The 22,417-nt window shown below is 68.7% G+C and carries 17 protein-coding genes and 1 pseudogene; 3 read left to right on the plus strand and 15 right to left on the minus strand.

Features of this window, described 5'->3' with window-relative positions; genetic code table 11:
• Positions 1–61: 61 nt before the first annotated feature.
• From ACLHRZ_RS24230 to ACLHRZ_RS24245, 4 genes are all read right to left on the minus strand, one after another.
• Positions 62–1,324: a hypothetical protein gene (locus tag ACLHRZ_RS24230; protein WP_490420590.1), complete on the minus strand. Its 1,263-nt coding sequence runs from the start codon at positions 1,322–1,324 to the stop codon at positions 62–64.
• Entirely contained in the window at positions 1,321–3,072 is a 1,752-nt protein-coding gene (locus ACLHRZ_RS24235) for a hypothetical protein (RefSeq protein ID WP_490420591.1), read from the minus strand. Before ACLHRZ_RS24235 ends, ACLHRZ_RS24230 begins: the two co-directional genes overlap by 4 nt.
• Positions 3,073–3,297: 225 nt before the next feature.
• Complete coding sequence (locus ACLHRZ_RS24240) at positions 3,298–4,077, minus strand: toll/interleukin-1 receptor domain-containing protein (RefSeq protein WP_490420592.1); 780 nt, start codon at positions 4,075–4,077, stop codon at positions 3,298–3,300.
• A gap of 160 nt (positions 4,078–4,237) precedes the next feature.
• Positions 4,238–5,446, minus strand: coding sequence for a helix-turn-helix domain-containing protein (locus tag ACLHRZ_RS24245; protein ID WP_490420593.1), 1,209 nt, complete (start codon positions 5,444–5,446; stop codon positions 4,238–4,240).
• Between the two features lie 252 nt (positions 5,447–5,698).
• Between ACLHRZ_RS24245 and ACLHRZ_RS24250 the strand changes: the two genes are divergently transcribed.
• The gene (locus ACLHRZ_RS24250) at positions 5,699–6,175 is read left to right on the plus strand and encodes a hypothetical protein (RefSeq protein WP_490420594.1); all 477 of its coding nucleotides are present in this window, start codon (positions 5,699–5,701) and stop codon (positions 6,173–6,175) included.
• Positions 6,176–6,225: 50 nt separating this feature from the next.
• The gene (locus ACLHRZ_RS24255) at positions 6,226–10,164 is read left to right on the plus strand and encodes an NACHT domain-containing protein (RefSeq protein WP_490420595.1); all 3,939 of its coding nucleotides are present in this window, start codon (positions 6,226–6,228) and stop codon (positions 10,162–10,164) included.
• A gap of 367 nt (positions 10,165–10,531) precedes the next feature.
• Here the strand turns inward: ACLHRZ_RS24255 and ACLHRZ_RS24260 are convergent, their stop codons facing one another.
• Positions 10,532–11,137 carry a hypothetical protein gene (locus ACLHRZ_RS24260; protein ID WP_490420596.1) on the minus strand — a complete coding sequence of 202 codons (606 nt, stop codon included), beginning with the start codon at positions 11,135–11,137 and terminating at the stop codon, positions 10,532–10,534.
• Complete coding sequence (locus ACLHRZ_RS24265; RefSeq protein ID WP_490420597.1) at positions 11,134–12,348, minus strand: Shedu anti-phage system protein SduA domain-containing protein; 1,215 nt, start codon at positions 12,346–12,348, stop codon at positions 11,134–11,136. Before ACLHRZ_RS24265 ends, ACLHRZ_RS24260 begins: the two co-directional genes overlap by 4 nt.
• 658 nt (positions 12,349–13,006) lie before the next feature.
• Between ACLHRZ_RS24265 and ACLHRZ_RS24270 the strand changes: the two genes are divergently transcribed.
• Positions 13,007–14,815 (plus strand): S9 family peptidase, encoded by a 1,809-nt coding sequence (locus tag ACLHRZ_RS24270; RefSeq protein WP_490420617.1) that lies wholly within the window; start codon positions 13,007–13,009, stop codon positions 14,813–14,815.
• Here the strand turns inward: ACLHRZ_RS24270 and ACLHRZ_RS24275 are convergent.
• The 9 genes and pseudogenes from ACLHRZ_RS24275 to ACLHRZ_RS24315 all read right to left on the minus strand — a co-directional run.
• On the minus strand, positions 14,736–15,581 hold the full coding sequence (locus tag ACLHRZ_RS24275; protein ID WP_490420598.1) for an SURF1 family protein: 846 nt from the start codon (positions 15,579–15,581) through the stop codon (positions 14,736–14,738). The genes ACLHRZ_RS24270 and ACLHRZ_RS24275 overlap by 80 nt on opposite strands.
• A 201-nt stretch (positions 15,582–15,782) precedes the next feature.
• The gene (locus ACLHRZ_RS24280; RefSeq protein WP_490420599.1) at positions 15,783–16,868 is read right to left on the minus strand and encodes a hypothetical protein; all 1,086 of its coding nucleotides are present in this window, start codon (positions 16,866–16,868) and stop codon (positions 15,783–15,785) included.
• Positions 16,865–17,533, minus strand: a complete 669-nt coding sequence (locus ACLHRZ_RS24285; protein WP_490420600.1) for a SigE family RNA polymerase sigma factor — start codon at positions 17,531–17,533, stop codon at positions 16,865–16,867. Before ACLHRZ_RS24285 ends, ACLHRZ_RS24280 begins: the two co-directional genes overlap by 4 nt.
• Before the next feature lie 288 nt (positions 17,534–17,821).
• Positions 17,822–18,931, minus strand: coding sequence for an aspartate-semialdehyde dehydrogenase (locus ACLHRZ_RS24290; RefSeq protein WP_490420601.1), 1,110 nt, complete (start codon positions 18,929–18,931; stop codon positions 17,822–17,824).
• Complete coding sequence (locus ACLHRZ_RS24295) at positions 18,928–20,199, minus strand: aspartate kinase (RefSeq protein WP_490420602.1); 1,272 nt, start codon at positions 20,197–20,199, stop codon at positions 18,928–18,930. Before ACLHRZ_RS24295 ends, ACLHRZ_RS24290 begins: the two co-directional genes overlap by 4 nt.
• Before the next feature lie 183 nt (positions 20,200–20,382).
• Entirely contained in the window at positions 20,383–21,042 is a 660-nt protein-coding gene (locus tag ACLHRZ_RS24300; protein WP_490420603.1) for a DUF5063 domain-containing protein, read from the minus strand.
• Entirely contained in the window at positions 21,035–21,634 is a 600-nt protein-coding gene (gene recR, locus ACLHRZ_RS24305; protein WP_490420604.1) for a recombination mediator RecR, read from the minus strand. The genes ACLHRZ_RS24300 and recR overlap by 8 nt, the downstream gene beginning before the upstream one ends.
• Before the next feature lie 108 nt (positions 21,635–21,742).
• On the minus strand, positions 21,743–22,102 hold the full coding sequence (locus ACLHRZ_RS24310; RefSeq protein ID WP_490420605.1) for a YbaB/EbfC family nucleoid-associated protein: 360 nt from the start codon (positions 22,100–22,102) through the stop codon (positions 21,743–21,745).
• Positions 22,103–22,207: 105 nt separating this feature from the next.
• A pseudogene (locus ACLHRZ_RS24315) lies at positions 22,208–22,417 on the minus strand (DNA polymerase III subunit gamma/tau); the annotation flags it as partial.

A 22,417-nucleotide genomic window follows, 5' to 3' on the forward strand; every position in this document is an offset into this window, starting at 1 on the left:
GCGTACCGCTCCTCCACGGACCGGCAGATCCGGTCGAAGACATCATGTGCCGAGGGCATGCTCACCGATCGCCCCTTTCAGGAGTCGGGTCGAGGCCATCGGGTTCTGGTTCTGTACGGCGCCACCAGTCCGTCTCGTCCGCTTCGGACACCGTGCCGTCCGGTGTGACCTGCCAACCGGCGACGCGAGGAGGTCGGGTGGCTTCCTCTACCCTGTAGCCGTCCGGCTCACCGTGAGCACGTGGCGGCGCCTCCTCCCGTCTCTCCGCACGCATTCGCCTGCGGATGTTCTCCGCGGCCTCCTGCCGGCCGGCAGCTTCCGACATCTCCGCGAGGCGACGCAGGAACACCGCGCCTTCGACTGATCCTTCATCGATCCCCATGCTCGCCAGCAGGCCGGTCAACTGATCACCCATGGAGTGCTGGTACTCCACCGTCGGCCGGTGGGAAGGACTGGTCGCCGCGGCCTCCTCGCCGATCGGCTCCGGATGGTCGAAGCCGCCCGCCGGGTCGACCCCCGGCACCCCTGCATGAGGCTGCGTCATGACGCGGTAGTCCTCCGGTATCTCTTCGTCGTTGGCAGCCGCCGACAGGACCGTCAGAGGGGCGATCATCTCCACCGCGCGTTCGATCTGATCGTCGTGGCGGGCCATCCACCAGACGACCGCGCTGCCTGGGGTCTGCAGGACGTCGCCGCCGAGGTACTCGCGAACATTGCGTTCGTGCTGCTGGCGGCTCTCCCACGTGTCGACGGCCTTGCGCAGCCCCTCCAGTTCGTCGAGGTGCTCTCGGTCCATCGGCCGCAGGGTGAGCCGGATGTCCGTGGCAAAGGTGATCACCAGTCCCTCTGCATCGAGAACGGGCTGGCCGAGTTCGCTCTCCATGGAGTGCTCCAGGAACAGGCACCGGTTGGGGTGCTCCTCGGACGTCAGCCGCTGAACATGCCCCAGAACGGACGTCGAGGCCAAAGCACCGGGATTGCCGTGCGACAAGGGTCTGTCCTGATCGGCTGGTCGCCACCAGACGGTTGCCGAGAACAGGAACGGGCAGTCTGCAACGGAGCTTTCCACCGGTACCGAAACCACTGAGGTCGTCCGGTAGGGGCTCTCGGCAGGATGCTCCGGAACTACCTCCTCCGGCTCGGGAGCCGAGGCCCAAGGCTTTCTCTCGGAGCGCGGTACCCGTATGTCGATCAGGAGCGCACCGGCGCAGATCGTGGGAAGCAGATACCACACCCATATCGGCCAACCGTGGACGGCTGCCGTCACCAGCACGGCGGTCAGAAGGCCGACCGACAGGAAGCGCGTAATGTGACGGATCTTCATGTTCCTTCCCCCGTAACTCCTGCGCCAGGAGCGGAGGAGACGCCGCCGACTCCTTGTGCGCGATCAATTTGCCGGCAAAACACCTCTGCGATCCACGTTCTGTCCTCGCGTCGCGTGTGTCCGACGCTGTTGTCGACGGGTGAGTCGGCCCAGTCGTAGGTGGTGACGTAGAGCTGGTTCAGCAGGTCCCGGTCGCCCGAGGCCGCCAACAGCAGAGCGTCAAGCACCCGGTTGCTCGCTCTCCGCCGCGCCAGCAGACCGAGCCAGCGCTCTACGAGGGGGCGCCAGACGGCAACCGGTTTCCCTCCCATGACCACTCGCCATGCCAGCGCGAATGGCTGTCCGGGAGGTTCGATCGCCAGATGCACAGGATCCAGGAGAGCAAGGAGGACATCCAGATTCCCGCTCTCCGCCCCCGTTTTCGGCAACAACGGCATGACTGCGCGCGCGTACATTCGCCGGTTCCTGCCGGCGAGTCGCAGCAGTGCCACACGTGCCTCTTGCCTGAGTTCCCCGGCCGTATCCCGGCGCAAGGCGAGATGACGGAGTCTGACCACGGCCTGCTCCGGGTGCGTCACGGCGATGACATGCCGGCAGACACCGATCAGCACGCGTGCGAGATCAGGCCTCAGACTCCTTGCCGTCGCCCACTGGTAGACACGGAAACGGAAGTGGGTACCGTACTGTTCATGGCTGAGGCCCAGTTCCAGGGCCGTCGCGGCTGCGGCACTCAGCCTGCCGCCTACCGAGGACTGGGTCCATCTTTCGACGAGTACACACAGGTCCTCGGGCCGGCCGGTGGAGAGCACTTGTTCTGCGAACCGGCCGACGAGGCGACCACGGTCCTCCGGGCCCAGTTCCGGGACTTCTGCGCAGCGCCCCACCCAGTCCCGGAAAACCTCGCGAAGGTCCGGGAAGTTCTCCCAGAAGTGCCGTCGGACCGCAGCGTCGTAGGCAAGTCCTCCGAAGCAGACCCGTCCATCGGATTCCCGGATGAGGGACAGCTTTTCGAACTGCTCCCCCAGACCCACCTGAGCAAGTCTCGGCGTCTCGTCCTTCGGGTGTTCCGCGAGTTCGAGCAGTCGGCCCGCGGCACCCATGATCGTTTCCGCTGCCGCGCCGCTCATCATCGCGGCTGCCAGCAGCAACGCCCGCTCCGATCCGCTCCGATGCTCCCGCAACTGTTGCGCCACCTGCTGGGACCAGTTCGTCGCGGCAGCCAGGGCTTCGTCCCGCCAATGGACGAAGTCCGTGCCGTAGCGGGCTCCGTTCCGTGCTTGCACCACCAGCTCCGCCAGGCGGTCCAGCTCTCGCATCGGCGCGATGTCGAACATATGGCGCAGTTCGTCCGTGCTCAGCTGCTCGTACTCGAACCGCACGCGACGTACGCGCAAATGCCTGCTGAAAACCGCTCGCCCTCGGGGCCGTTCGAGGGGCACCGCGAGTTGGGCGAGCTCCGCGTCCAGCATCCACTCCAAGCCTGCCGGGAAGACAACGACCATGCGAGCACCGCGCCTTTCCACGAGTGAGCGGTATCTCATCAGCGTGCGCTGGGCCGCCGCGTATCCGTCCTCGGCCACGCGAGAGAGGTCCAGCAGGTAGCGGTCGTCGGGCGACGGATCTGGGCCCTCCTCCTTCAGATCCGCCTGCAGTTCCTCGATCCGGCCACCGTGTGCAGCCGGGTCTCCCAGCAACATCGTCGCCGCCGCGCGTCGGCCCGTCCCGGGAACACCCTGCAGAACCACCACCGCACCGGGGCGTGCCAGCAGTTCGGCCGCCCCGGCCGTAGCCGCGTGGGCGGACGAAGCACTGGGCCAGCCGGAGTTGGTACTCTCGTACGATCTCCAGCCGGTCAGTACCGGCTCTGGCCAGCGATTCTTCGCTCCCCATGAACCAGTGGTAGTTGTACTGGTTCCCTCCTCCACTGTGCAGAGGACCCTGCGGGTTGTTGACCGATGTACCGCCTGGACCAGTCAAAGCTGTCCGTCCTCGTCCCCGTGATGGTCGACCACAGGGTTCAGCCCACCGTTCTCGCTCGAGCCGTACAGACCGAGGCGCTGCTCACGAGCCTGATAGAGATGCCCGCTCCCGGTGTGGACGGGGCCTTGGGGCTCACTGACGAAAGTCCCGGAGAAGTCACCGTTGAGGTTTCCGATGCCGCCACGCTGGCGGTGCTTGATCACCTTTGCCCGCACCCTGGCACCGCCGGAAGCGCCCGCATCCTCCTCACGCTCGTCGTCCGATGCGGTCGAGGGCGATCGGTAGTTGTTGCTCTCAACGGATGCGGCGAGTTCGGGCGATAGCTTCACGAGGTCGTCGGCCAGCCTCGTCAGATCGGCTTCGGCATTCCGGTGGTTGAGCCGCCGGTACTGGCAGTCGGCGAGGTCCTTGATGTCCGCGGGGAGGTCCTCTTCAGCCAGCCGCTTCACTCCGCCGACCAGGAGAGGGATGACGACGGCCCCAGTCTCGAATGCTTCCCGGATTTCTCGCCGCGTCCAGTCGCTCTCGTCCTCCAGGGGGCTCCGGCCTCCGGAGCCCCCTGCCGTCAGCCAGCGAGGACCGATCACGGCCAGCAGCACATGACTGCGGCGGACTGCGGTGAGCAGTTCCTGGGGAAACCGGCTGCCCGGCCCGATCGACTTGCTCGCCCGGAAGACGTTCTCATTGCCGAAAACCCGGGAAAGTTCCCTGTCCACGAGTGTGGCGGTGGATTCCTCGTCGTCGGTCCGGTAGTTCACAAAGATCTGAGGCATGTGGGTCTCCGTTCTGAATGAAGTCGTCCGATGCGAAGGAGAATCGAAATTGCCACATAGAAGGGCGCGAGAGCCAGCCACCCGGAATGCAGAATTCTCGACCGGGTAGACAGTAAGTACCTGCAGTTTTCAACCGATAGGAATGGCAGAAATCCGGCCGCTACTGAGCGGGATTCAGCACATTGGCGAGAGCGGGCCGCAGACTGCGTACCGCCGCGTTTCCGTGGAACCGTGACCATTCACGGTCGAGCCGTCGTACATCGGTACGCACTGTGGCGGACGGGACGACGGCCATGAAGGAGAACAGTTCACGAGCCGTTTCGCAGGAGCTCTCGATCTCGCCTACCGTGGCAAGCGACAGGGCATGCCGCATGCCGTACCGCATACGGGTGTTCAGGGCATACGGCGCGATACGCCGGCACTCACGTTCCAGCTTCTCAGCCGCCTCGCGGGGACGGCCTAGGTCGTACAGGCACCAGCCGCTCACCATGGAGACGGGGTCGAGGAGTTGCTTCGTTCCCAGCACCGGACCGTCGGAGAGGTCTTCTGCCTGTCCGAGCAGCTCGCGCGCCTGCTCCAGAGCCTGCCCACAGGACCGTTCATCGCCGAGGAGCGCGTGCCCCTGGGCCTCACGCTGCGCCGCAAGGCCCCTGATCCGCGGCGGCGCGGTTCCGCGCTGCGCCTGCTGGGCCAGCGCGATCGTCCGGGACGCGTCTCCGCCGTAGTACGTGACGAGTGCGCGACGGACCAACGCGTAGTCCGCGAGGTGCTCGTCGCCGCCAGCCTGCGCCAGTTCGACCGCCTCGGCTGTAGCGCTCAGCGCCAAGGTCTCGTCGCCGCCCTCCTGTGCCATCCATCCGATGTACTCGGCGAACCGGGACGCCGTGACCAGCAGGCCAGCCCGAGAAGATCCGCTGCTCCGGGAGGCCAGCGCAATCACATTCGTCACCTGAGCGCGCAGGACGGGCAACATCGCGCCCGGCGCCAGGTTCTGACCCAACCGCTTCATCTGGTCGAGCTGATCCTGGAACAGCTCCCCCGGCGGCAGTTCCACGTCGCGCCCGCCGTCCATCAGGCCGGGGACGAGCAGCGAACTCATCCCTGCGGCCACCACCTGGCGACGCGCCGGCCGCGGCTTGGCCCCGGCGAGCCCCACCTCGGCGGCGTACGCCCTGCGCAGTCGTCCACCCGTACGGAAGTACACGTCACAGCGCTGCACCAGGTTCATGGCGGGGGGCTTGTCTCCCCGCTCGATCTTCGAGAGGTGCCCTCTGCTGTAGTTCGTCTCCTCGGCCAGTTGCTGAAGCGTCATACCGGCGGCCTCCCGCAGCCGACGCAACTCCGCCCCGAAACGTAATGGCACGTCCACGCCTCCGCCTTTCTTCACGACCCAGGTCGCCGAATTACTGTTCTACCTCTGACGGAGGAGAGTCTTACATGATCCGGCACCCGTTTCGCCAGGCAGGATAGAGTTTCATGTTTCCTATTTCGACGCACGCACGACACCGAATGATTCCAGCCACCTCATGCCACTGTTTCGCACGACTCAATGGCCGTAAAAGGCTGCTGACGGCCTGCTCAACTGGCTATCGTGACTCCGGGCCGGACTGAAGGGGGACGTATGCTGCCGGAGAGATTGCGCGCTATCGCGGCCGAAGCAGGAATCGCCGTCGTGGCGACGGCGGGAACGGCGCTCTGGCCGTCTTTTGAACCGCAGATCGCATCATGGCTCGCCCAGTGCGAAAGGGAGGCCGAGCGTACAGGAGTCGCCCGGCTGGCGGAGACTGCGGCCGCCCTGCAGACAGCCAGCAGCGGCTGTTCCGCAAGCATCACCGCTCAGCACGCGCTGAGTTGGCAGGCCTACTTCACTGAGACGTTGGAGAAGCTGCAGGCCGACGCACGCATGCAGGCGGCGGAGCGTCTTCAGCGTCTTGTGCACGAGCACTCGGCCTCCTCCACTGGCCCGTCTCCGGCCTCCGGCGCCGTCACCGGAGAGAACGTACGTATCCAAGCCGACCATCATTCATTCGCCGCAGGCGTGGTGAACGGGGAAGTGCACATGACTTCCCCTTCCGTCCCGGACCCGACGCGGGGCTGAACGGACCGGGTGATTCAGGCCCACTCGCTCCACACCGTCCTGATCAGAAGGTGCTGCCCTCCGCCGCAGGTGAGGCCCTGACCGGGCAGCCGCTGCACGTTCAGGCATCCGACAACGCCGCCGCCGTGGGCGTCGTGCAGTACCTCCTGTTCGGAGCACAGCAGGCGGAGGGCGCGGCCCCCGACCTCTCGGCAGGGCGCGATCCATCCGAGCCGGACGTCGCCACCGACTGGCGGGCCGTTCAACAGGCTCAACGACGCTTCCTCCGGCGCGCAGAACGCGTACGGCCACCGTTCGGACTGGCCGCGCGACCTCAGGCGCAAGAGCTGTTCGACCGCCTGATCGCAGGAGGAGACGGGCCGTCCACGGTGGTGTGCGACGGACCGGCCGGCATGGGCAAGTCCACGGTGGCAAGCGAGGTCATCTGCATGGCGGCAGCTCATGGGTGGCCGGTCCTGCCCTTCCGGATGGACGAAGTGGAGGCGACCGACCGCACTGCTGGATCCGTAGGCCGTCGACTCGATCTCCCCGCCTGCCCCGCAACGTTGATCGCCCGGGTGGCCAAGGGCTCTCCGGCGCTGCTGGTGGTGGACCAACTCGACGCGGCGAGCACCTACAGCGGCCGCATACCCGACGTCTTCGAAGCCGTGGACGAAATGCTGGAGGTGCTCTCCGGCGCACCGAACGTCAAGGTCGTCTTGGTGGCACGGACGATCGACGTCGAGAAGGACCCACGGCTCACCAGCCTGGTCGGCCAGGAAGGCGTCGTCGAACGGTTCTCACTCGGTCGGCTGGAGGACCATGCCGTGCGCGCGGTGCTCGAGGCCAGCAGCACGCCGTCGCTGTCACTGGGCGCCAAAACGCTGGCTCTCCTGCGCACCCCGCTGCACCTTGCGATCTTCTGCCGCTTGTCGGCGCGAGCACGGACCACCGCGTACGGAAGCCTCCAGGAGCTCTACGACCAGTACACCGACGAAACCCGGCGCGAGGCGGAGCGAACCCTCTCCCATGAGGCGTGGCAGGCCATCATTCACCGGCTCGTCGAGGAAATGAGCCGTCGCGAGACCATCACGGTCCCGTACGCCGTCCTGGACCGGTTCGCCAGGACCGACGTAGCCGTACTCGTCTCGGGAGGGATCCTGCTCCATGCGGACAAGCGCGTCGGGTTCTTCCATGAGACGTACTTCGACTATCTCTTCGCGCGAGCCTTCGTACTGATGGGCAGGGACCTCCACGACTTCCTCGCGACGAGCGGGCAGGCTCTTTTCCGCCGGGCCCAGACACGGCAGGTCCTGGAACATCTGCGTGACACAGACCGCGATGCGTTCAGGGACACGGCGGTTCGTCTTCTCGGGTCGGACGTGGTCAGGCCCCACCTGCGGTTCGTGGTTCTTGCAGTGCTCGAACAGCTCGATGCCACGTGCGAGGACTGGGTCGCGGTAGAGCCCTACGCGTGGGGAGAAGACGTCACTGCGAGCAGGCTGCGCAACCTGTTGGGGCTTTCTGCCTGGTTCAAGGCCGCTGACACCGGCAACTGGGAAAGATGGCTGGCCGACCCTCAGCTGGCACCGCTGGTCTTCCCTCAATTGACCTGGTGTGCGGCGGAGTCGGCCCGGCTGGTGGAACTGCTCGAACCGTACCGGGACGCCGACGGTCCTTGGCGGCAGCGTCTGCTCGACTGGGTCACCACACGGCCTTCGCTGTTCTCGGCGGAGCTGGTGCTCGCCTTCATCGAACGGGGCGACTTCGATGACGTGCCCGGTAGCGGTGACATTGCGGGCAGGCGTTTCTGGGAACTCTTCGAGCATCTGGGCGAGAAAGATGCGCTCTCGGCTATCCGTCTGTTGGGAAGCTTCCTGAACCGCGGATTGCAGCACACTGTCGCGACAGGGGAAGGCGATCCTTTCGCGTCGGGCCATCTTCCCGTACCGCTTGGCTCACATCTGGAGACGGTTGTCTCCGAGGTGGCCGAGGCTGCTCCTGCAGCCATGCTTGAGCATGTCCTGCCGTTCGTGATCGCTGTTGCGGAGGCCAGCCATGCTGCGCATCCGGGCAGGTCTGCGTGTCGCGCTCGATGGGCTCGTCAGCCTTCACCCATCAGCCCGGATTTCGATGAAGCCCTGTACTTGGCGGTGCATGACGCCCTGCGATTCCAGGCCCAGCAAGACCCGTCCTCTCTCACGGAGATCATGGGACCGTTGGCAGGGAGCAGCGCGAAGGCTCTGCGATTCCTTGCCTGCCGTACCTACGCCGTTTGGGATCGCCCTGACGAGGCGCTCGCCTGGCTGACGGGCAATGTCGAACGCCTTCGCATCGGCTGGTCGGACAGTCCTCACTGGGCTGCACGTGAACTCATCGCCAAGGCGACGCGTGACTGCGGGGAGCACCATTTGCGTCGGCTCGTCCAGCTGCTGCTCAATCACTTCCCCGACTGGGAACGTCACTCCGAGTACCGGAAGGCCTTCGGTCATACCCAGTACGTGCTCCTCAGCGGAATCGCCGAAGAGCGTCGGAGCGGTGAGGTGGCGAAACGTCTGGGGGAGCTGGAGCGGAAGTTCGAGCAGCAGCCCCCGACCGGGCCCCGCACCGTGGAAGCCCACTGGGTCGGGTCCCCGGTGCCGCCCTCCGCCAGCGAGCACATGACAGACGCCCAGTGGCTGCGAGCACTGAACAAGTACGACGAGGAGGGAGTCGATTGGAGCCAGGACCCTCCGACAGGAGGGGCGACCGAGTTGGCGTCCCTCCTGGAAACTCTGGCCAAGCAGCAGCCGGAGCGGTTCACACACCTCGCGTGCTCTTTCAACGCAAGCATCCCGCCGCCCGCTTACCGTGCTGTGATCAATGGCGTCGCCGGCAAGGTGGACGCCGACCGCCTGCTGGACCTCTGCGCGCATGCCGTCAGGCACATCGGATCGGAGATAGGACGAGACGTCTGCTCAGCAATACGCATCGCTGCGCCGGAAGCGGCGGAACACCCCGTTACCTTCGACCTGTTGCGCAGGTTCGTCCAGGATCCGCACCCCGACTCCGAAGTGGCCCGAGTCGATACAGGATCCGGCTCGTACACCTACGCCGGTGACCTGCTGGCCGCAGGGGTGAACTCCACGCGCGGGGAGGCCGCGCTCGCGATCAGCTCCCTGCTGAGGACGACGGGCGCCGCTGTCCAGGACCTCCTCCCGATGCTCGACCGACTCGCTCACGATCCGATCATGGCCGTTCGGGCCTGCGCGGCAGAGGCCGTGACCGAGCTCATCCGCCACGCTCCGGAGGTCGCCCTCGATCTCACAGAAGGCCTGTTCGCAGGCGTTCCCGTCGACATCCACGAGGCACGAACCACCCACATTCTGCTCACTCGGGCCTTGCTCCGTGATACGGAACGCTTCGCACCGGAATTGGCCAGGGGTCTCGCTGGCTCCGCGACTGCCGCTCAACATGCGGGAGTTACCTGGGCCGTTCTTGCGATGCAGAGGAAACTGCTGCCCTGCATGCCTGCGAGCATCGCCGACCTCACTCTGGCGGCTCGCGAAGGGGCTGCCAAGGCTGTCGCCAGTGATCCTGCTTATGGCGCGTCCCTGCTTCAAGAGATGTTCCACGACGACGACTCGGCAGTCCGCACAGCGGCAGCACACTCCCTCACCGGGATGGCGTCGCTGCCACCAGACATCGCGGACGATCTCATCGATTCTTTTCTCACCAGCCCTGCTTTCCCGGAGCATCCAGAAAGGCTGGCTCGCGCGCTTGCTCAAACGACGCTGCGGCTGCCGTCTCGGGCACTTGACGCGTGCCGGGCATTGGCGACGTTCTCCGGAGAGGGCAGCAGGGTCGGACGACGCGGATACGCATTGATCCAGCGCTACCTCATTGATGTAGTGCTGCGCCTGTACCGCCAGGGGAATCCCTCGACCCGAGCCCAGTGCCTCGACATCATCGATGACCTCTACCTCGTGAACGCGCATGAGCTGACCGACGCGCTCTCCGACGAGCGCTGAACCCGCTCGGCCTCCCGGCCAAGCCCCCGGCACCCGTGCCGCCCCCAGACTCTCCCCGCCGCTAAGGCTTCCGCCATCACGGTCTCGTCCGACAGGCACGCCTCTCGTACCGCCACGTCCGCTCCAGCCGGTGTGATCGGGGAGCGGTTGAAGGTGCTGACTGCCCAGGCGTCCGTGGGAGAGAGGAGAACTGCATCAGGAACGGCAGGCACACGATGTGCCAGGTGTCGGCGAGCCGTTGAGGAGTGGCGTCGGGTTCCATGGGGAGCCAGCCCAGGGAATCAGAGGATCAGTCCGCCCAGAGCCTCGTGCCCCGTGCCGAGTGCTGTCAGAGCCAGCCAGCCGTAGCCGCAGGGGGTGACGCCGGTCAGGTCGCCCGGACGTCGGTGCCGCCCGCCGGGTCCTGGAGGAAGAGCCGGGCCTCACCGCACTTCAGGCTGAGGCGTTCCAGAGCGCCCGTCCATTCGTCCCAGTCGACGCCGACCACGGAGTCGAGGTTGCCGGACACCAGCCACCAACCGCCCAGTTCGGGCATGACGCCAGAACGATGGGAGTCAGCCTTGTTGGCTGGCTCCCATGTGTTGCTCCTATCTCCACCTCGCCCGAGGCGCCCCAGGTCAGGCCTTGGCTCGCTTCTATACGTCTCAGGCACGTCACGTCCCGGGCGCAAATGGCGAGAAGCCGCCAAGCAGGAGGAGAGCCATGTCGCCTCGGAGCGGTTGATGATCAGGTCGGCCACGGTGATCACCCCTTCCATGGGCCCGTCGAGCCGTATCGAATGATCACCGACCCGGACCATCTCCCAGTCCACGTCACTGTGCCAGAGCCTGGCGGTCTTGTCGCCCCGCCGCTGGGCGAAAACGAGCTCCTCGCCGTACTCATTCATGAAGTAGCCGACGTAGTCCTTGCCACTGATGGCGCCACCGCAGAGCCTCGCCAAGAGCGGCTCGATCGCGGGAGAGTCGTCGTTCATGCCGTGTGTCCCTCAACTTGGCCGGAGGTCTGCTCGACCGACGAGAGCGCCAGCATCCGCTCCACAGACTCCAGCAAGGTCTCGTAGGTGATCACTTCTATACGAGCCATATGCGTGTTATAGGTCCGCAGCGTGTCCGCGACCTGCTGGGGTGTGACCCCCTCACTCACGTACTGCGGATGCCCAATCACGACAGTCGCGGAAGCCCTGCGCGTGTCGACCCCGTACCGCGCGAGGATGGTTTCACGGCCCTCGTCCAAGGTCCGTAGATAGTTCTGCGCCTGCGAGACCGCGCGGTGGACCGGGGCGCCCAGCATGAGTTGGCCACTGGGCCGGATGACCAGTTTCTCGATGTTGGCGCGCTTGAGTTCCACCACATGCAAGGAACCGTCTCCTCGCAGCAGCGGAATGTCGAGAATGGTGTCCGGGGTGTACTGGCGGCGGGCCAGCTCAGCCACGAAGGCACCACCGAAGATCCACTCCTGGTTCTTCAAGCAGGCGTGGAGGGCACCCTCGGAGCTCTCAGGACGGTCCACTGCAACGCGCAGGGAGGCGAGGCCCGCCCGCCTGGCCCGCAGTTCCAACAACTGAGCCAGCATTCCAGCATCCGCGTCTTCCAGGAAATCGCTCATCATCCGGGCGGTCTCGGCGGAGGCCGGCCGGGGCAGATCCCGCAGGATCAGCTCCATGTGCCCGTACGCCTGGAGGCGCTTGAGATACTTGGTGGACAGTTGGATTCCGCCCTCTCCGCCTCCGATACCCAGATGGCCGGCGGACCGGGCGATGCCGCGGAAGAGAGCAAGGACGTCGGTGACACTCGCATTGGGATTCTCGGCGCGCAGCGCTTCCAGGGCGGACACGGCTCGATCGGCGCCCATGGCAGTCATTCGCCGCATGAACTCCTCGCTCCGCTGCCGTGCCTCCGCGTCGTAGTAGTTCTCAATGGTGTCGAGGAAGAGCTCACCGCCCGCGTAACCGGCGAACCTCTGGAAACGCTGAGCTAGCGCGAACTCCTCATGGAGCAGGCACTCTTGGGCCACATCCTCCAGGGCGTTCACCAGCGGTCTTCCCTTACCGTACGTCCCTCCAAAGCCATCACCCATGATGCGCAGCACCGCGTCGATCCGTTCACGCACGCCAGCGTGCTCGGTGAGTTTTCGCGCTTCTTCGACCATGAGCCTGAGCGAGTAGCTGGACCGGAATATCGCCATAGCGGGACCATAGGAGTCGGCACTGACAACGTCGGCTCCGACAGCTACGGGTTGCAGCGGTCGGAGCAGGAGGCACAGCACCTCCAGGCACCCGTAAATACCCGAGTTGTTCCGCCGTTCAAGCCAGTCGTCTTCCACGCTTGCTGCTCCGCTCCGAAGCACCCCTTACCGCTTGCCCGCCGCCGAACTCGGTATCCACCTCCCCACCGAGATCGCCCCCACGTAGCCGCAGGTTGTACCGCCTGGGAGCCATTTGGGAGCCGACTCACTCCCCGAGCCCCGGCAAAGCCACGCCACCCCAACCCGCACCAATGCCCTGGCCTGCGACTAAACGATCAGGGCCTGTGACGATCTTCCCCGAACCTCATTCGGGACGAAGAGGTCGTGGGTTCAAATCCCGCCACCCCGACACGCCAGGTCAGGGCCTTGATCCAATCATTGGATCAAGGCCCTGACTCGTTTTGGAGCCGTACGGAAGGCCCGGGGGCCGTCCCCCGGCGGTGAAGTCCCGCCGCGGGCGCGAGGTTTCGCCGGTCAAGCGCGGGCCCGCCCCGTCCCGCCCGCCAACGGACCTCCGGATTCCGGAAGTTATCCACAGGCTCGGCGGGATGTCGGCGGCTCGGCGCAGAATGGGGGCATGACCGAGAGCAACGCATCCATGCCGGACTGGGAGAAGCGCTTCCGGGCGCCGCGGACGGGGCTGCCCGGGTGGGCGCAGGACGCCCCGGAGCGCTCGCTGTTCGCCTCGAACGCCACGGGCACCTTCGAGCTGTACGCCTGGGACCGCGCCACGGGCGGGCAGCGGCAGGTCACGGACCGGCCCCAGGGGACGACGAGCGGCAGGCTGTCGCCGGACGGGGCCTGGATCTGGTGGTTCTCGGACACCGACGGGGACGAGTTCGGCGCCTGGGTGCGCCAGCCCTTCCACGGCGGGGAGGACGAGCCCGCGACGCCCGGTCTCGATCCCTCCTATCCGGACGGCCTGGCCCTGGGCCGGGACGGCTCGGCGGTCGTCGGCCGGTCCACGGAGCAGGGCGGCTCCAGCATCCACGTGGTGCGCCCGGGAGAGAAGCCCGTGGAGATCTACCGGCACCGGCAGTCGGCCGGGGTGGGCGCGCTGTCCCACGACGCCTCGCTGATCGCCGTCGAGCACACCGAGCACGGCGACGCCATGCACGCGGCGATCCGCGTGGTCCGGGCGGACGGCACGCCCATGGCCGAACTGGACGACACCCGGGGCGGCACGGTGGAGCTCGGCCTGTCCGCGCTGGGGTTCGCCCCGGCCGACGGCGACTCCCGGCTGCTCGTCGGGCACCAGCGGCGCGGCCGCTGGGAGCCGATGCTGTGGGACGCCCTGACGGGCGAGGAGACGGCCCTGGCCGTCGATCTGCCGGGCGATCTGGACGCCGACTGGTTCCCGGACGGCTCCGCCCTGCTGATCGACCACAGCTACCGGGCCCGCAGCGAGCTGTGGCGCTACGAGCTGGCGAGCGGTGCACTGACCCGGCTCGACACCCCGCAGGGCACGGTGTCCGGCGCGCTGCCGCGCCCGGACGGGACGGTGGAGTTCCTCTGGTCGTCGGCCGCCGAGCCGCCGGTCGTGCGCTCCACGGCGGGCCACGTCGTGCTGAGCTCGCCCCCGGGGCTGCACGGGATCGCCGAGGCCCCCGGTTCGGTGCCGGTCGAGGACGTGTGGGTGGAGGGCCCCGGCGGCCCGGTGCACGCCCTGGTGCAGCGGCCCGCGGGTGAGGGCCCCTTCCCGGTCGTCTTCGACATCCACGGCGGCCCGACCTGGCACGACAGCGACGCCTTCGCCGCCCAGCCGGCCGCCTGGGTCGACCACGGCTTCGCGGTCGTGCGCGTCAACTACCGCGGCTCCACGGGCTACGGGCGGGCCTGGACGGACGCGCTCAAGCACCGGGTGGGCCTCATCGAACTGGAGGACATCGCGGCGGTCCGGGAGTGGGCCGTGGCGTCGGGGCTCGCGGACCCGGCGCGGCTGGTGCTGGCCGGCGGCTCCTGGGGCGGCTATCTGACGCTGCTCGGGCTGGGCACCCAGCCCGGCGCCTGGGCGCTGGGCCTGGCGGCGGTCCCCGTCGCCGACTACGTGACGGCCTACCACGACGAGATGGAGGTGCTGAAGGCCCTGGACCGCACCCTGTTCGGCGGCACCCCGGAGGAGGTGCCCGAGCGCTTCGCCGCCTCGTCGCCGCTCACCCATGTCGACCGGGTCCAGGCGCCGGTCTACATCTCCGCGGGGGCGAACGACCCCCGGTGTCCTATACGCCAGATCGAGAACTACGTGGAGCGGCTCGCGGAGCGCGGCCACCCGCACGAGGTGTACCGCTACGACGCGGGGCACGGCTCGCTGGTGGTGGAGGAGCGGATCAAGCAGCTCCGGCTGGAGATCGCGTTTGCCGAGCGTCATCTGGGCCGTCCGGACCGCCGTCCGGACCGTCGGGGGTGATGCCGAGCTCCGCGTCCCGCAGGGCCTCGACCTCGCGGCGGAACAGCCGGAACCACATGAAGACGACGAAGCCCGCGAAGACGAACCACTCGCCGGTGTAGCCGAGGTTCTGGAAGGCCTTGAGGTCCAGGCCGCTGTTGGGCGCGGCGGCCGGGGGCACCGGGACCATGGGCCCCGTCGCGGTGGGCGCGGTGATCCACGCGTCGTACACCTGGTACGGCACAAGGTTCACCAGCGAGGCCGCGCTGATCACGCCGAGCTGCCCGGCCGGCAGTCCGCCGGAGGCGTTCACGCCCTTGGCGGTCGGGCTCTCCGAGGCCTGGAGCGCACCGGTGACGGTGACGTCCCCGGCCGGCGGGGCGGGCACCTTGGCGGTGTCGGCAGGGGAGTTCGCGTCGCCGGGCAGCCAGCCGCGCACGACGGGCAGCGCCTTGCCGCCGTCCGCCCGCAGCAGGGTCAGCACGTAGAAGCCCTCGCGGTCGTCGAGCTGCCGGCCCGGTACGAGCAGTTGGTGCCCGGTGTCGTAGCGCCCGGTGGCCCGGGCCTGGCGGCCCGAGGTCACAGTGGTCACGGGCAGCAGCTCGGCCAGCGGTTCGGCGGCCGCGGTGCGGGCGTCCTCGGCCTGGGTCTGCTGTTCACGGTGCGAGTCGACGCGCGTCTCGAAGCGGCCGAGCTGCCACGTGCCCATGAACAGGCATACGGGGATGGCCAGCACGGTGAAGACGTTGATCCCCCACCAGCGGGGAGTCAGCAGGAACCGATACACACCACCACGGTACGGGCCGCGCCCGGCGGGGCGGCACCGGCCCCTGCACCAGCGGCGGCTTCAGGCCGTGAGCGGGGGGTGGGTACGGTGCGCGATCGTGCCCGGAAGGGGCGCGGGGCAGTTGCATCGTACGGCTCCGCCGCGGGGGCGCGACCGGCCACGGCGAGCCCGCAGTCGGCGCACTGCGCTCCCGCGGAGCGCTCAGGCGGTGGGCGCGGCCGCCAGGGCGCCGGTGCGGAAGATCGTCCCGGCGCAGGCGTCGGGGAGCGTGGCGTCGGCGGCCTTGGGCTCCCCGACGTCCGGGGTGTGGCTCAGCACCACGCCGGACGGTGCCTGCGTCGGCGAGGAGACGTCCTGGACCTGCGACTTGTCCGCGGCCACGGCCGGGGGCGCGGCGGTGGCGGAGCCGGAGTCCTTGGCGGGCGACGGGGTGGTTACGCCGGGCTTGGCGCAGCCGCTCGGCCCGCCGTCGGCGGACGGCACGAAGGCGAATCTGATCTCGTACGCCTGGCCGGGCTGGAGGATGACCTGGCTGGGCTCGGTGGCCGGGTCGGGCAGTCCGGTCGCGGCGTCGCCGGTGGTGTGGTTCACGACGGTGATCCGGGAGTTCTCGCTGCCGCCCGCCGAGTGGGCCGCGACCACGCCCTCGCCGGCCACCGAGCAGACGCTGCCGGAGACGTTGACGACGCGGAAGGTGCCGTAGACACGGCCGTCCTTGTCGGGGGTGCCGACGACGCCGGAGCCCTTGCCGAGCTGGTTGCGGTCGCAGGTGGGCGAGGTGGCGGCGAGGGTGGACCGGTGCTCGGGGCCGGGGAGGGGCGCGGAGCCCGTGGGGCCCGCGGTGCTGCCGTCCTTCCGCTGCGCCTCGTCCTCCTCCTTCCGGTGCCCGTCGTGCCGGCCGGGGTCGGGGCTCGCTGTGGGGTTCGGCGGGCCCGGGGCCGGCACGCCCCTGCCGTGCTCGCCCTCGGTCCCGCCGTGCGGGCGCTGGTGGCTGCTGGCGGCGTTGGCCTGGTGGTCGTCGGTGGTGTCGGCCGTGGTGGCGGCGTGGATGAGGGCCGGCAGGGCGGTGGCGCCGAGGACCACCGCGGCCACCGCGCCCGCGACGGCCTGCCGGCGGCGCGTCCGCCGGGCGGGCACGGCCCGCTGCAGGTACTCGAGGGCGTCCTCGGCGGGTTCGATGTCCTCGACGGCGCCCTGCAGGAGCCGCCGGAGCGTCTGTTCGTCGATCTCCCGGGGACCGTCGCCGCCGGGATCCCGGCGCTCGTCGTCGGGGAAGTGCCGGTTCATACAGGGGCCTCCATGGCGACACGGAGGGCCGCGATACCGCGCGAGCCGTACGCCTTGACCGAGCCGAGCGAGAGACCGAGGGTCTCCGCCACCTGGGCCTCGGTCATATCGGCGAAGTAGCGCAGGACGAGCACCTCGCGCTGGCGGCGCTGCAGTCCACGCATGGCTTTGATCAATTGGTCGCGCTCCAGCTGTTCGTACGCCCCCTCTTCGGCACTGGCCATGTCGGGCATCGGCTTGGACAGCAGCTTCAGTCCGAGGATGCGGCGGCGCAGGGCGGAACGGGACAGGTTCACGACAGTCTGCCGCAAATACGCCAGGGTCTTCTCCGGGTCCCGGACGCGGTTGCGCGCGGAGTGCACCCGGATGAAGGCCTCCTGCACCACGTCCTCGCAGGAGGCGGTGTCGTCGAGGAGCAGGGCCGCGAGGCCGAGCAGCGACCGGTAGTGCGCCCGGTAGGTCTCGGTGAGGTGATCGACTGTGGTGCCCGCTGCCATCGCCTCGTCAGCGTCCCCACGCTGCTGGGGCACCTGGGGCGGGAGCTGGGCGGGACGGGGGGCGGACCAGGGGGCGATCACCGGTATACCGCCCGGCGAGCCGGCACGCGGACGCACGGAGGTGCTGCCGCGCCTCGGGGCGGTTGCGATGCTGATGACCTCTGCCACGCCTGTTGGACACGCTTCCCCCCGTCAGGGTTGTACGCGCAAGGCATCGCGGTCGACGACGCACCGTATGACGAGGCGTCATATGCCCTCATGCGTACCAGCTCTTCCTCAATGCCCCGGTTCTGCACCGCCGTTTTGCACCGCCGAAGAGGACGGCAACAAAGACGCTCCCCGGCCCTGCGGCGGTTGCAGCCGGTCGGGGAGCGCATCGTCGAACAGATCGTCCGCCCAGTTCAAGAGGTCTGGACCAACGAGTTGATCACACGACCTTTACACTTCCCGTCGATATTACGGAGCGGTCAGCTCGGCCGCCACGAGTTCTGCGATCTGCGCCGCATTGAGCGCAGCCCCCTTGCGCAGATTGTCCCCGCAGACGAAGAGGTCGAGGACCCGGGGATCGTCCGGGGAACGCCGCACCCGGCCCGCCCAGACGGGATCGGTGCCCACCACGTCCGCGGGCGTCGGGAACTCCCCCTCGGCCGGGCTGTCGCAGACCACCACGCCGGGGGCGTTCGCCAGGATCTCGTGCGCCCGCTCGACCGTCACCGCGTTCTCGAACCGCGCGTGCACGCTCAGCGAATGCCCGGTGATCACCGGTACGCGCACACAGGTCACGGAGATCCGCAGGTCCGGGCGGCCGAGGATCTTGCGGGACTCCTCGCGCACACCGGTCTCCGCGGAGGACCAGCCGCCCTCCGCGGGCGACCCGGCCCACGGCACCACGTTCAGGGCCACCGGCGCCGGGAAGGGCCCCGTCGCATCCCCGACCGTGCGCCGCACATCGCCCGGGTGCGTGCCCAGCTCCGTACCGGCCACGGCCGCGAGCTGCGCGCGGAGCGCCGCCACGCCGGCCTGCCCGGCCCCCGACACCGCCTCGTACGAGGAGACGACCAGCTCGCTCAGCCCCAGCTCCGCATGGAGCGCGCCCATCGCGGCGATCAACGGCAGCGTGGTGCAGCCGGGCCCGGCGACGATGCCGCGCGGACGCACCCGGGCCGCGTGCGCATTGATCTCGGGCACCACCAGCGGGACCTCGGGGTCCATCCGGAACACGGCGGACGTGTCCACCGCGACCGCGCCCTTGGCGACGGCGACCGGCACCCACCGCGCCGCGACCTCGTCCGGAACGGCGAACACGGCCACGTCGACGCCCTCGAAGACGCCCTCGTCCAGCGCCCGGACCTCGCTCTCCGCGCCCCGCACGGACAGCGTCCGGCCGGCCGAACGGGCCGAGGCGGCCAGCCGGATCTCGCCCCAGATGTCCGCGCCGCGCGAGAGTAGTTCGAGCAGAACCGCGCCGACGGCGCCGGTCGCGCCGACCACCGCGAGCGCCGGCCTGCGCCCGTCCCCGGCGCCGGTGCCGACGACGGCACCGGCCTCCGGGCGGGCGGCCGTCATCGGCCGGTGCCTCCGTAGACGACGGCCTCGTCGTTCTCGCTGTCCAGGCCGAACGCGGTGTGGACGGCGCACACGGCGTCGTTCACGTCGTCGGCACGGGTGACGACCGAGATCCGGATCTCGGAGGTCGAGATCAGCTCGATGTTCACCCCGGCGTTCGACAGCGCCTCGAAGAAGGTCGCCGTCACCCCCGGGTTCGTCTTCATGCCCGCGCCGACCAGCGAGATCTTCGCGATCTGGTCGTCGTAGCGCAGCGAGTCGAAGCCGACCTTCGCCTTCGTCCGCTCCAGCGCCTCGATCGCCTTGCGGCCCTCGGTCTTGGGCAGGGTGAAGGAGATGTCGGTCAGGCCCGTGGACGCGGCGGAGACGTTCTGCACCACCATGTCGATGTTGATCTCGGCGTCCGCGATGGCCCGGAAGATCGTCGCGGCCTCGCCCGGCTTGTCCGGAACCCCGACGACCGTGACCTTCGCCTCGGAGGTGTCGTGTGCGACGCCCGAGATGATCGCCTGCTCCATCGGCTCGTCCCCTTGCGGTTCGTTGCTGACCCAGGTGCCCTTGAGGCCCGAGAAGGACGAGCGCACGTGGATCGGGATGTTGTAACGGCGTGCGTACTCGACGCAGCGGTGCAGCAGCACCTTGGAGCCGGAGCTCGCCAGCTCCAGCATGTCCTCGAAGGAGATCCAGTCGATCTTGCGGGCCTTCTTCACGACCCGCGGGTCGGCGGTGAAGACCCCGTCGACGTCCGTGTAGATCTCGCAGACCTCGGCGCTCAGCGCGGCCGCGAGGGCCACCGCCGTGGTGTCGGAGCCGCCCCGGCCCAGCGTGGTGATGTCCTTGCTGTCCTGGGAGACACCCTGGAAACCCGCCACGATCGCGATGTTGCCCGCGTCGACGGACTGCTGGATCCGGCCCGGCGTGACATCGATGATGCGCGCCTTGTTGTGGACCGAGTCCGTGATGACACCGGCCTGGCTGCCCGTGAACGACTGCGCCTCGTGACCCAGGTTTTTGATCGCCATCGCCAGCAGCGCCATGGAGATCCGCTCTCCGGCCGTCAGCAGCATGTCGAACTCCCGCCCGGCAGGCATCGGCGATACCTGCGCAGCGAGATCGATCAACTCGTCCGTCGTGTCGCCCATCGCGGAAACCACGGCGACCACCTGGTGGCCGTTCTTCTTGGCTTCCACGATTCGCTTGGCAACCCGCTTGATGCCCTCGGCATCGGCAACGGAGGAGCCTCCGTACTTCTGCACGACAAGGCCCACGTGCGCTCCTCGCAGCTCTGTGTTTTGCGGTCGCCTGCAGTCTAACGAGCAGCAGGAATCGGCCATGGTGACGCCGCATGATGAGACGTGCGGCCCGCGCGGGCCCGGACGATTTGCGGCCGGACGCGCCTTGTACGACAGGCCTTCGGAAAGGCCTCCGGAAAGCCTGTCGTCAGAGCTCCGTCAGGACTTCGCCGACCGCAGCCCCAGCGGGCCCGCGATCTCCGCCGCCATGACCCGGCCCGCCTCCTCGGCCAGTTGCTCCTCGGCCACCGCGTCCGTGTCCAGGCCGTCCAGCTCGTCCAGCGGCTGGTCCAGCCGGACGTGCGCCACCAGCGACTGCAGCGCGCGCAGACAAGCCGACGCCGTGGGGCCCCAGTTGGAGAGGTAGGAGAACTGCCACCACCACAGGGCCTCGTTCACCCGGCCGTCGCGGTAGTGGGCCATGCCGTGCCGCAGGTCGGTGATGATGTCGGCGAGGTCGTCCGAGATCCGGCTGGCGACGGGGGCGCTGCGCGGCACGTACGGGTCGAAGACCTCGGAGTACACGTCCACCGGGTCCAGCATCGCCGCGAACCGCTCGCGCAGCTCGTCGACGTCCGGCTCCGGGCCGACGTCGGGCTCGTAGCGCTCGTCCGGGACGAAGTCCTCGTGCGCACCGAGCCGGCCGCCGGTGAGCAGGAGCTGGGAGATCTCCAGGAGCAGGAAGGGGACGGCGCTGTCCGGCTCGTCGCCGCGGGAGACCTCGGCGACGGCCACGATAAAGCTCTCGATCGAGTCCGCCACGGAGACCGCGAAGTCGTCCGGAGCGCGCTTGGCATCGTGCAGCGTTGCGTCAGACATCGAGAAGTCTTCTCCCTTCGAAGGCACGCCCCAGCGTGACCTCGTCGGCGTATTCGAGATCTCCGCCCACCGGCAGCCCGCTCGCCAGCCTGGTGACCTTCAGCCCCATGGGCTTCACCATGCGCGCGAGATAGGTGGCTGTGGCCTCGCCCTCGAGGTTCGGATCGGTGGCCAGGATCAGCTCGGTGACCGACCCGTCCGCGAGCCGCGCCAGCAGTTCGCGGATGCGCAGGTCGTCCGGGCCGACGCCCTCGATGGGGCTGATCGCCCCGCCGAGCACGTGGTAACGGCCCCGGAACTCCCGGGTCCGCTCGACCGCGACGACGTCCTTGGGCTCCTCCACGACGCAGATGACGGCGGGGTCGCGGCGCGGGTCCTGGCAGACCCGGCACCGCTCCTCCTGCGCCACGTTGCCGCAGACCGCGCAGAACCGGACCTTCGCCTTGACCTCGGTCAGGGCGTGCGCGAGCCGGCGGACGTCGGCCGGCTCGGCCTGGAGGATGTGGAAAGCGATCCGCTGGGCGCTCTTGGGACCGACGCCGGGCAGCCTGCCCAGTTCGTCGATGAGGTCCTGGACCACGCCTTCATACACGGATCGGGCTCTCCTTCTGCGCTTTTGCTTCTATAAGTACGTTACGTCCGCTGTGCCGGACGCTTCCCGTCGGAACGCCTCGGAACGCGTCGGACGCCTCGGAACGCCTCAGAACGGGAGACCGGGGATCCCGCCGCCGCCCAGGCCCGAGGCGAGCGGGCCGAGCTTCTGCTGCTGGAGCTGCTGCGCGGAGGCGTTGGCGTCGCGCACGGCGGCGACGACGAGGTCCGCGAGGGTCTCGGCGGTCTCCTCGGGGCTCGCAGCCTCCGGGTCCACCGCCCTCGGGTCGATGACCAGGGCCTGGAGCTCGCCGGCCCCGGTGACCGTGGCCTTCACCAGGCCGCCGCCCGCCGACCCCTCGACGGGGGTACGGGCCAGCTCCTCCTGGGCCGCGGCGAGGTCCTGCTGCATCTTCTGGGCCTGCTGGAGCAGCTGCTGCATATTGGGCTGGCCACCACCGGGGAACATGGTTCGGCTCCTGGCTGTCGACGACGACTGGTTCGGAGCCGAGCCTACGTGCTCGCCGGGCGGCGCGCCCCATGCCGCCGGAAGTCGTGCGCGGACCCGGCCGCGCTACTCGTTGGCGATCTCCTCGACGACCGTCGCCCCCAGCTCGCGGACGATCAGATCGTGGCCGCTCAGGGCGGTGTCGTCGAGGTCGGGGTCGTCCTCGGCGGGGACGTCCTCCTCGATCGGGACCGGCGGGGGCTCGGGGGCCGCGGGCCGGGCGGGCGGCGCCTGCCGGGCCTCCGGCGCGGGGGCGGCGGGGGCAGGGGCAGGGGC

Source organism: Streptomyces sp. AM25 (assembly GCF_058146165.1).